General features: G+C 55.7%; 5 protein-coding genes and 1 pseudogene. 4 read left to right on the top strand and 2 right to left on the bottom strand.

The window, feature by feature from the left end:
* Window positions 1–317 (bottom strand): annotated as a pseudogene (locus ACML7B_RS08095) (amidophosphoribosyltransferase); the annotation flags it as partial.
* A gap of 14 nt (window positions 318–331) precedes the next feature.
* Window positions 332–2,431, bottom strand: a complete 2,100-nt coding sequence (locus ACML7B_RS08100) for a glutamine synthetase III (protein ID WP_418540498.1) — start codon at window positions 2,429–2,431, stop codon at window positions 332–334.
* 290 nt (window positions 2,432–2,721) lie between these two features.
* Between ACML7B_RS08100 and ACML7B_RS08105 the strand changes: the two genes are divergently transcribed.
* The 4 genes from ACML7B_RS08105 to ACML7B_RS08120 all read left to right on the top strand — a co-directional run.
* Window positions 2,722–4,350: a CTP synthase gene (locus tag ACML7B_RS08105; protein WP_346708328.1), complete on the top strand. Its 1,629-nt coding sequence runs from the start codon at window positions 2,722–2,724 to the stop codon at window positions 4,348–4,350.
* A complete protein-coding gene (gene gltB / locus ACML7B_RS08110; RefSeq protein WP_346708329.1) occupies window positions 4,347–8,882 on the top strand; it encodes a glutamate synthase large subunit in 4,536 nt (1,511 codons plus the stop codon). Before ACML7B_RS08105 ends, gltB begins: the two co-directional genes overlap by 4 nt.
* A gap of 2 nt (window positions 8,883–8,884) precedes the next feature.
* Window positions 8,885–10,360, top strand: a complete 1,476-nt coding sequence (locus tag ACML7B_RS08115; protein ID WP_418540501.1) for a glutamate synthase subunit beta — start codon at window positions 8,885–8,887, stop codon at window positions 10,358–10,360.
* Between the two features lie 154 nt (window positions 10,361–10,514).
* On the top strand, window positions 10,515–11,482 hold a 968-nt coding region (locus tag ACML7B_RS08120), incomplete at its 3' end, for a glutamine synthetase family protein (RefSeq protein ID WP_418540504.1).

Genomic DNA, 11,482 nt, shown 5'->3' on the forward strand with positions numbered 1-11,482 from the left:
ACCAGGGGCTGGGCGTTAGTCAGGGTGGGGGCTCCGGTGGTGGAGTACCGAACATGGCCGATCCCCAGATTGCCGGAGAGATCCTGGAGGGTGTTCTCTTTAAAAACTTCGCTCACCAGCCCCATGCCTTTGTGGAAGGTGATATTTCCTCTGGGACCTGTGGTATCACATACGGCGATACCGCAGGATTCCTGGCCTCGGTGCTGGAGGGCCAGAAGGCCGTAATAGACGGAAGGCGCGGTATTTTCCCCGGAAAGGTCATAGATCCCGAAAACCCCGCAGGCTTCTTTTGGTTGGTATTGTGGATCCAGTTCCATGAAAGCGGCCTCCTTTATACGGAGAAGAGGAGCGCATCATAGGTGGGGTAGGGAAGCTCCTCCTCCGGGATCTTTGCCTCAGCCTGGTCGGCGGCGCTGCGCAGTTCTTCCATGGTGGCAAGGATGGTCTTGCGGCAGTAGTCGGCGGCTTCCAGAAGGGAGGTCTTCTCATCAAGGGCAAGGATCTCCTGATCCAGCAGATCCAGCGCTCCGGAGATGGTCTCATAGGAGGCTCCCAGGAAGGATACCAGCTTCTTGGCAGAATCTGTGGAGAGATCCGGGACAAGGGTCTTCATGGACAGGGCCTCGCCAGAGACGGAGGAAGCATAGCGGCTGACTGCCGGAAGGAAGTCTTTGGCCAGCATTTCCCGCAGCGTCTTTGCCTCGATGGCTACGGTTTTTACATAATTCTCCAGGAAGATCTCATACCGGGAAGCCAGTTCTTCCCGGGTGAAAATGTGATGTCTGGTGAAAAGCTCCACATTTTTCTCCGCCAGGATCTGGGGCAGGCAGTCCGGGGTGGAGGCCAGGTTGTAGAGACCTCGTTTCTCGGCTTCTGCCACCCATTCCTCGGTGTAGCCGTTTCCGTTGAAGATCACTTTTTTATGCTTTTTGATGGCCCGCTTGATCAGTTCATGGACCGCTTGCTCCATGTCTTTTGGAGCGGTTCCGGACAGTTCCCGGGAGAACTGGGCCAGGGCTTCCGCTACAGCAGTGTTCAGGATGATGTTGGGCGTGGCTACGGAAGCAGAGGAGCCCAGCATGCGGAATTCGAATTTATTTCCGGTAAAGGCAAAGGGCGAAGTCCGGTTCCGGTCTGTATTGTCCTTGACAAAGTGAGGCAGCACATGGGCGCCGGTCTCCAGCTGGACTCTCTGGTGCTTTCCAAAGTAAGTGTCGTCCTCGATGGATTTCAGGATGGCGGTCAGCTCATCCCCCAGGAAAATGGAGACGATGGCCGGCGGAGCCTCGTTTCCTCCCAGCCGGTGGTCGTTGCCGGCGCTGGCTGCGGAGATCCGCATCAGATCCGCGTACTCGTCCACAGCCTTGATCACAGCCATGAGAAATACCAGGAACTGGATGTTCTTGGCCGGCGTTTTGCCGGGATCCAGAAGGTTCTCCCCGGTGTTGGTGGAGATGGACCAGTTGTTGTGCTTGCCGCTTCCGTTGATCCCCTCAAAGGGTTTTTCATGGAGCAGGCAGACCAGCCCGTGTTTGTCCGCTACTTTCTTCATTACTTCCATGGTAAGCTGGTTGTGGTCCACCGCCACGTTGGCCGTGTCAAAGATGGGCGCCAGTTCGTGCTGGGAGGGAGCCACTTCGTTGTGTTTGGTCTTGGCCGGGATCCCCAGCTTCCACAGTTCCTCGTCAAGATCGTGCATATAGGCGGCCACTCTTGGCTTTAACGCGCCAAAATAATGATCTTCCATCTCCTGGCCTCTGGGAGCGGGAGCGCCCAGAAGGGTTCTGCCGGTGAACACCAGGTCCCGGCGCTGTTCATACAGATCCTTATCCACCAGAAAATATTCCTGCTCCGGCCCGATGGTGGTGGATACATGGGTGACCTCTGTATTTCCCAGAATATGAAGGAGATGGACCGCTTCCTGGCTGAGGGCCTCCATGGAACGAAGAAGGGGCGTCTTTTTATCCAGGGCTTCTCCGCCGTAGTAGCAGAAGGCTGTGGGGATGTACAGGGTGCCGTCCTTGATGAAAGCAGGAGAGGTGGGATCCCAGGCAGTGTAGCCTCTGGCCTCAAAGGTGGCCCGCAGTCCGCCGGAGGGGAAGCTGGAGGCGTCCGGTTCCCCTTTCACCAGCTCTTTGCCGGAAAAGTCCATGATCACTTCCCCGTTTTCTGTGGGAGTGATGAAGCTGTCATGCTTCTCGGCGGTAAATCCGGTCATGGGCTGGAACCAGTGGGTGAAATGGGTGGCGCCGTTTTCTACCGCCCATTCCTTCATGGCCACGGCCACGGAATTTGCCACCTCGAGCTCCAGGTGGGTGCCGTTCTCAATGGTCTTTTTCAAAGCCTTATAAACATCCTTGGGAAGTTTATTGCGCATGACCTTGTCATTGAACACCAGACTTCCATATAAAGCGGGGATTTCTTTTTTCATAGCGGTAAGCTCCTTTCTTTTGGCAATAAATTTGGCAATAAAAAAAGCGCCCCGGACCCTGTGGTCCAAAGCGCCTTTGCTTTATGCCCTGTAGTATATACCTGCCAAAAATGAATTGTCAATCCTTTTTTCAAAAAATAAATTTGGGGATTTACAAAATTCCAAAAACCGATTATAGTAGAAAACAAGTTCAAAATGAAGCATATGACAAAGGCGTCAGGATTTCTTATGGGAGATTCTGGCGCCTTTTTTATTTCATTGACTGGAGCAGGACAAGGAGGAAAGAAACAATGGTAAAGTATGTATTTGTAACAGGAGGCGTGGTGTCCGGCCTGGGAAAGGGGATCACGGCAGCGTCCCTGGGAAGGCTTCTGAAGGCAAGAGGGTATCAGGTGACCATGCAGAAATTTGATCCTTATATCAATATGGACCCCGGTACCATGAACCCCATCCAGCACGGGGAAGTTTTTGTGACTGACGACGGTACGGAGACAGACCTGGACCTGGGGCATTATGAACGGTTTATTGATGAAAATCTGGACAGACATTCCAATGTGACCACCGGCAAGATCTACTGGACGGTGCTCCAGAAAGAGCGCCACGGGGATTACGGCGGGGGAACGGTGCAGGTGATCCCCCACATCACCAACGAGATCAAGAGCCGGTTCTACCGGGGGAAGACGCCGGAGGAAGACCGGATCGCCATCATAGAAGTGGGCGGAACGGTGGGGGATATTGAGAGCCAGCCATTCCTGGAGGCCATCCGCCAGTTCCAGCACGATGTGGGAAAGGAAAACGCCATCCTGCTTCATGTGACCCTGGTGCCTTATCTGAAGGCTTCCGGGGAACTGAAGACCAAGCCCACCCAGGCCAGCGTCAAGGAGCTGCAGGGACTGGGACTCCGGCCGGACGTCCTGGTGTGCCGGTCGGAATATCCGCTGACCGTGGAACTGAAAGACAAGATCGCCCTGTTCTGTAATGTTCCTTCGGATCATGTACTCCAGAATCTGGATGTGGAGTATCTCTATGAAGCGCCTCTTTCTATGGAGAAGGAACACCTGGCCCAGGTGGTGTGCGATTGTCTCCACATTTCCTGTCCCGAAGCCGATCTTGCAGACTGGCGGACCATGGTGGACAACTTAAGACACCCCCAGTCGGAGACGGAGATCGCCATTGTGGGAAAATACATCCAGCTCCACGACGCCTACTTAAGTGTGGTGGAAGCCCTGAAGCACGGCGGGATCGCCGGCCGGGTCAACATCCATATCCGCTGGGTGGACTCAGAAGAGATCGAAAGACAGGGCTGCGAAGCGCTGCTGCAAGGCGTGGACGGGATCCTGATCCCGGGAGGCTTTGGCCTGCGGGGAACGGAAGGAAAGATCCAGGCGGCAGGGTACGCCAGAGAAAAGAAGATCCCCTTCCTTGGGATCTGTCTGGGCATGCAGATGGCCATCGTGGAATTTGCAAGAAATGTGGCGGGGCTTCTGGACGCCGCCAGCACGGAGTTGAATCCGGACACCCTGCACCCGGTGATTGATCTTATGCCGGAACAGAACGGAGTGGAAAATATCGGAGGGACGCTGCGGCTTGGCGCCTACCCCTGCGTTCTGAAGGAAGGGACCAAAGCATATGCCCTCTACGGGGAGAAAGAGATCTTTGAGCGCCACAGACACCGGTATGAGGTGAACAACGACTACCGGACCATTCTGGAAGAACAGGGAATGACCATGGCGGGTCTTTCCCCGGACGGCCACATTGTGGAGATGATCGAACTAAAGGATCATCCCTTCTTTGTGGGGACCCAGGGACATCCAGAACTGAAATCCAGACCCAACCGCGCCCATCCGTTGTTCCGGGGCTTTGTGAAAGCAGCGGATACCTATGGGAAGGAGAAAAAAGCAAGGAGGGACCAGGTATGAGAGAACAGCAGAAGGGACTCTATAGTCCCGCATTTGAACATGACAACTGCGGGATCGGCGCTGTGGTGAACAGCCGGGGGATCAGAAGCCATCTGACGGTGGAGAGGGCGCTCCACATTGTGGAGAACCTGGAGCACCGGGCAGGAAAAGACGCAGAAGGAAAAACCGGCGACGGCGTGGGGATCCTGCTTCAGATCTCCCATAAATTCTTTTCCAAGGTCTGCAAACAGGCAGACATCCAGCTGGGAGAAGAAGGGGAGTACGGGATCGCCCAGCTTTTCTTCCCCCAGGAGGAGCTGAAACGCAACCAGGCGAAAAAGATGTTTGAGATCATCGTGGAGAAAGAAGGAATGGAGCTTCTGGGATTCCGTAAGGTTCCGGTCCATCCGGAGATCCTGGGACACAAAGCCAGGGAATGTATGCCTGATATCCAGCAGGCTTTCATCAAAAAGCCGGAGCAGGTGGAGAAGGGACTGGATTTTGACCGGAAGCTTTATATCGCAAGACGGGTGTTCGAGCAGAGCAACGACAACACCTATGTGGTCTCCATGTCCAGCCGGACCATTGTGTACAAAGGCATGTTCCTGGTGGGTCAGCTTCGCACCTTCTTCGGAGATCTTCAGGATCCGGACTATGAATCGGCCATTGCTACCGTTCACTCCCGATTTAGCACCAACACCAACCCCAGCTGGGAGAGGGCTCACCCCAACCGGTTCATTGTCCACAACGGGGAGATCAATACCATCCGGGGAAATGCGGACAAAATGCAGGCCAGGGAAGAGACTATGGAGTCGCCGCACTTAAAGGAACAGCTCCACAAGGTGCTTCCGGTGGTGGACCGTAAGGGATCGGATTCTGCCATGCTGGACAACACCCTGGAATTCCTGGTGATGAGCGGCATGGAACTGCCTCTGGCTGTGATGATCACCATTCCGGAGCCCTGGTCCAACAACCAGACCCTGTCCCAGGAGATCCGGGATTTCTACCAGTATTATGCCACCATGATGGAGCCCTGGGACGGACCGGCTTCCATCGTATTTTCAGACGGGGAGCTTCTGGGAGCGGTGCTGGACCGCAACGGCCTGCGCCCGTCCCGGTATTATGTGATGAAAAACGGAGATGTGATCCTGGCTTCCGAGGTGGGAGTCCTTCCTCTGCCGGAAGAAGAGATCCTGCAGAAAGAACGGCTCCACCCGGGGAAAATGCTTCTGGTGGATACCAGAAAGCAGCGGATCCTCTGTGATGAAGAGATCAAGGAGATCTACGCCAAGGCCCGGCCCTACGGGGAGTGGCTGGACAGCAATCTGATCCGGTTAAAGGACCTGAAGATCCCCAACATGCAGGTGGAGGAAGTGACGCCGGAGCAGAGAAGAAGACTGCAGAAGGCCTTTGGCTACACCTATGAAGAATACCGCAAATCCATCTGTGAGATGGCCTTAAACGGAAGCGAGGGCATTGCCGCCATGGGGGTGGATACTCCGCTGGCGGTGCTCTCCCAAAAGCCCCGTCCCCTGTTCGATTATTTTAAACAGCTGTTTGCCCAGGTTACCAATCCGCCCATTGACGCCATCCGGGAGGAGATCGTCACCAGCACCACGGTTTATGTGGGCAAAGACGGGAACCTGCTGGAGGAGACGCCGGACAACTGCCAGGTACTGAAGATTGAGAATCCGATCCTGACCAGCACGGACCTTCTGAAGATCAAAAACATGAAGGAGAAGGGATTTAAGGTGGCGACGGTGCCCATCACTTATTATAAGAGCACCCGGCTTGAGAGAGCCCTTGCCCGCCTTTTCGTGGAGGTGGATAAGGCTTACAAAGACGGCGCCAATATCCTGATCCTCTCTGACCGGGGCGTGGATGAAAACCATGTGGCCATTCCCTCTCTTCTGGCTGTGTCCGCGGTCCATCAGCACCTGGTGGACACTAAGAAGCAGACCTCTCTTTCCCTGATCCTGGAATCCGGAGAGCCCAGGGAGGTACATCATTTCGCAACTCTTCTGGGATACGGGGCCTGCGCGGTGAATCCCTATCTGGCGCTGGAATCCATCCGGGAACTGATCGAAGAAGGGCTTCTTGACAAGGATTATTATGCGGCGGTCAATGACTACTGCCTGGCAGTGCTCCACGGCATTGTGAAGATCGCCTCCAAGATGGGGATCTCCACCATCCAGTCCTACCAGGGGGCCAAGATCTTCGAGGCCATCGGGATCTCAGAAGAAGTGATCCACCGGTATTTTGCCGGCACAGTGAGCCGGGTAGGAGGGATCACCCTGGATGATATTGCGGAAAATGTGGAAGCCCTTCACTCCAAAGCCTTTGATCCCCTGGGAAGGGCGGTGGATCTGACCCTGGACAGCCTGGGAAAACACAAGATGAGAAGCGGCGGCGAGGAACACCGGTACAATCCGGCCACCATCCATATGCTGCAGAAATCCACCCGCATGGGGGACTACCGTCTCTTCCAGGAATATACCCGGATGGTGGATGAGGAGCGAAGCGGCAACCTGCGGTCCCTGATGGACTTCCGGTTCCCCCAGGAAGGAGTTCCTCTGGAAGAAGTGGAAAGTGTGGAAGAGATCGTAAAGCGGTTTAAGACCGGAGCCATGTCCTACGGGTCCATTTCCCAGGAAGCCCATGAGACTCTGGCCATTGCCATGAACCTGCTCCACGGGAAATCCAACACCGGAGAAGGAGGAGAAAGCGAGGAACGTCTGGATTCCGCCGGGACCAGGGACGACCGGTGCTCGGCCATCAAGCAGGTGGCAAGCGCAAGGTTCGGGGTTACCAGCCGGTATCTGGTCAGCGCCAAAGAGATCCAGATCAAGATGGCGCAGGGGGCAAAGCCCGGCGAGGGCGGCCACCTTCCGGCCAGGAAGGTCTACCCCTGGATCGCGAAGACCCGGCACTCCACGCCCGGAGTCAGCCTGATCTCCCCGCCGCCTCACCACGATATCTACTCCATCGAGGATCTGGCTCAGCTGATCTATGACCTGAAAAATGCGAATAAATACGCCCGTATTTCCGTAAAGCTGGTCTCCGAGGCAGGAGTGGGCACGGTGGCTGCCGGCGTGGCAAAGGCCGGGGCCCAGGTGATCCTGATCTCCGGTTATGACGGCGGCACCGGGGCAGCGCCGGAAAGTTCCATCCACAACGCAGGGCTTCCCTGGGAGCTTGGTCTTGCCGAGACCCACCAGACCCTGCTGAAAAACGGCTTAAGGAGCCGGGTGATGATCGAGACCGACGGCAAGCTGATGAGCGGAAGAGACGTGGCCATCGCGGCCCTTCTGGGAGCAGAGGAGTTTGGCTTTGCCACGGCGCCTCTGGTAACCATGGGCTGTGTGATGATGCGGGTCTGCAACCTGGATACCTGTCCGGTGGGCGTGGCGACCCAGAATCCGGAACTTCGGAAAAGATTTGCCGGGAAACCGGAGTATGTGGTGAACTTTATGAGATTTATCGCCCAGGAACTGCGGGAATATATGGCGAAACTGGGTGTGAGGACCGTGGATGAGATGGTGGGAAGGACAGACCTTCTCATGCAGAAGAAGGCTCCGGAACATTCCGGGGCAGCTGCGCTGGATCTTGACGCCATCCTTAAGAATCCTTACGGAAAAGAAGGCGCCTGCGTAACCTTCCGCCAGGAGGACGTCTATGACTTTCAGCTGGAACAGACTCTGGACCAGCGGGTGCTTCTGAAGAAGTTCGCTCCTGCGCTGAAGAAAGGGGAACCGGCTTCCGTCTCCCTGAAGGTGGGCAATACAGACCGGACCTTCGGCACCATCCTGGGTGCGGAGATCACCAGAAAGTATCCCCACGGCCTGCCGGAAGACACCCTTACCGTTAACGGGCAGGGCGCCGGGGGACAGAGCTTCGGAGCCTTTATCCCCAGGGGGCTGACCCTTAAGCTGGAAGGGGATACCAACGATTATTTCGGCAAGGGACTGTCCGGCGGCAAGCTGATCCTCTATCCGCCCAGGAACCGGAAGTATTCCGCCCGTGACAACATGATCGCCGGAAATGTGGCCCTCTACGGAGCCACCGGCGGCAAAGCCTTTATCAGCGGGATCGCAGGAGAACGGTTTGCCGTTCGAAATTCCGGCGCATATGCAGTGGTGGAAGGCGTGGGAGAGCACGGCTGTGAATATATGACCGGAGGCCGCGTGGTAATCTTAGGCCCTACGGGAAAGAACTTCGCCGCAGGGATGAGCGGCGGCATCGCCTACGTACTGGATGAACACAACACCCTTTATAAAAATCTGAACAAAGCCATGATCTCCATTGAACCGGTGGAGAGTAAGGCGGACGTCCATGAACTGAAAAGCCTGATCGAGGAGCATACGGCTTGCACCGGCTCCAGCCGGGGAAAAGAGATCCTTGAGGATTTCGAGAGCTATCTTCCCAAATTCAAGAAGATCATTCCCGATGATTACAAGAGAATGCTGTCTCTTAGCATGAAGCTGGAGGAACAGGGCATGACCTCGGAACAGGCACAGATGGAAGCGTTTACAGAAGTATTTTCGGAGGTGTAGAGATGGGAAAGCCAACAGGATTTTTGGAATATGAGAGAAAAGACGCGGCGCAGATCCCGCCCTTAGAGCGGATCCGCAATTTTCAGGAATTTAAAAAGCCATTGACTTTGGAGGAGCAATCCCTTCAGGGGGCCCGGTGCATGGAATGCGGCGTTCCCTTCTGCCAGGCGGGCCAGATGATCGCAGGGATGGCTTCCGGCTGCCCCTTGCACAACCTGGTGCCGGAGACCAACGACCTGGTATACCGGGGAAAATGGAAGCTGGCCTATGAGCGCCTCTCCAAGACCCACAGCTTCCCGGAGTTTACAAGCCATGTGTGTCCGGCACTCTGCGAAGCTGCCTGTACCTGCGGGCTGAACGGAGATCCGGTGAGTACGAAAGACAATGAGAAAGCCATCATTGAGACTGCCTGGGAAAAAGGCTGGGTAACGCCAAAGATCCCCCCTGTTCGCACCGGCAAGAAGGTTGCGGTGGTGGGAAGCGGCCCATCCGGGCTTGCGGCTGCGCAGGAACTGAACCGGAAAGGCCATCAGGTCACCGTATATGAGAGAAGGGACCGGGTGGGAGGACTGCTCCGCTACGGGATCCCCAATATGAAACTGGAGAAATCCCTGATCGACCGGAGAGTGGCGCTGATGGAAGCGGAAGGGGTTGTTTTCCAGACATCTGTGGACGTGGGAAAAGACGTGAAAGCAAAGGATCTTCTGAAGGAATATGACCGGGTGGTCCTGGCCTGCGGGGCGTCCAACCCAAGGGATATCAAGGTGCCGGGAAGAGACGCGGGAAATATTGCCTTTGCCGTAGATTTTCTGACTTCCGTGACCAAAAGCCTGCTGGATTCAGACCTGAAGGACGGATCCTTCCTCCCGGTAAAGGGAAAGCATGTGCTGGTCATCGGCGGCGGAGACACGGGCAACGACTGTGTGGGAACGGCGATCCGCCTGGGTGCAAGATCGGTCACCCAGCTGGAGATGATGCCTAAGCCGCCGGAAGGAAGAACTGCGGGCAATCCCTGGCCGGAATGGCCCAAAGTGCTGAAGACCGACTACGGGCAGGAAGAGGCCATCGCCGTCTTTGGTAAGGACCCCAGGATCTACCAGACCACGGTGACAGAATTTCTGAAGGATGAGAAGGGGAATGTGGCAAAGGCCCGGATCGTTAGCCTGGAACCAAAGAAAGACAAGAAGACCGGACGGATGAACATGGTGCCTGTAGAAGGGACCCAGAAGGTGGTAGAGGCTCAGCTGGTGCTGATCGCCGCCGGATTCCTGGGAAGTCAGCCCTATGTGACCGACGCCTTTCAGGTGGAGCTGGACCCAAGGACCAATGTGCGCACAGAGCCCGGGGCATATCAGACCAGCGTGCCGGGAGTGTTTACCTGCGGGGATATGCACCGGGGCCAGTCTCTGGTGGTGTGGGCCATCACGGAGGGAAGAAAGGCCGCGGAGGCGGTGGACCACGACCTGATGGGATATTAGGTCCTGGGAATCGAGCCCTGGGAAGGTTGACATTTCAAACCTGCACTGCTATAATAGCACCCATAAAGGACAACGGCGTTCTTATCCGGGGAACCCCCGGGTAAGTGCGCCCTTTTTATTAACCGGTGTACGGAGAAAGGACAGGTTGGTGATGATGGGGAAATACACCAGAGAGGATATCTTACGTATGGCAGAGGAGGAAGACGTGGAATTTATCCGTCTTCAGTTTACCGATATGTTTGGTACCATGAAGAATATCGCGATCCCGTTTGGCAAGCTGGAAAAAGCCATGGATAACGAGTGTGTCATCGACGCTTCTTCCATGGAAAGCTTCTACAGAAATGAAGAGGAGGACATGTATCTCCATCCGGATCTTGATACCTTCTGCATTCTGCCCTGGCGGCCCCAGCAGGGGAAGGTGGCCAGATTTATCTGCGATATCTATAAGGCGGACGGCACGCCTTACAAAGAAAGCCCCAGGTATATCCTTCAGGAGGCGGTAAAGAAAGCAAAGGAGAAAGGATATACCTTCAAGGTCAATCCGGAGTGTGAGTTCTTCCTGTTCCATACCGACGACAACGGGGCGCCCACCACACTGACCCATGAGCGGGCTGGCTTTATGGACTTAAGTCCGGTGGATCTGGGAGAAAACGCAAGGAGAGATATTGTGCTGACCCTGGAGGAGATGGGATATGAAGTGGCTTCTTCCCATCACGAGATCGCCCCGGGGCAGCATGAGATTGATTTTACCATGTCGGATGTGATGGAGACGGCGGACAAGCTGATGACCTTCAAGGTGGCGGTGCGGACCATCGCCAAGCGCCACGGCCTCCACGCCACGTTTATGCCAAAGCCAAAGGCAGAGGTGAACGGTTCCGGCATGCACATCAATATGGCCCTGTATCAAGACGGGAAAAATGTATTTGAAGATCCGGCCGACCGGCTGGGACTCAGCCGTGAGGCCTATGGATTCCTGGCGGGTGTCATGGAGCATATCCGGGGGATGACGGCTGTGTTCAATCCTCTGGTGAATTCCTACAAGCGGCTGGTGCCGGGATTTGAGGCGCCTTCGGATGTAACCTGGTCCGCCACCCAGAGAACGGCCCTTGTCAAAGTGTGCCG

Source organism: Massilistercora timonensis, assembly GCF_048354975.1.
Classification (GTDB): Bacteria; Bacillota; Clostridia; order Lachnospirales; family Lachnospiraceae; genus Massilistercora; species Massilistercora timonensis.

What these genes read in the sequence shown, in the direction of transcription:
- ACML7B_RS08115 (WP_418540501.1), top strand. Translation starts at nt 8,885, where the DNA reads ATGGGAAAGCCAACAGGATTTTTGGAATATGAGAGAAAAGACGCGGCG.
- ACML7B_RS08100 (WP_418540498.1), bottom strand. Translation starts at nt 2,431, where the DNA reads ATGAAAAAAGAAATCCCCGCTTTATATGGAAGTCTGGTGTTCAATGAC.
- gltB (WP_346708329.1), top strand. Translation starts at nt 4,347, where the DNA reads ATGAGAGAACAGCAGAAGGGACTCTATAGTCCCGCATTTGAACATGAC.
- ACML7B_RS08105 (WP_346708328.1), top strand. Translation starts at nt 2,722, where the DNA reads ATGGTAAAGTATGTATTTGTAACAGGAGGCGTGGTGTCCGGCCTGGGA.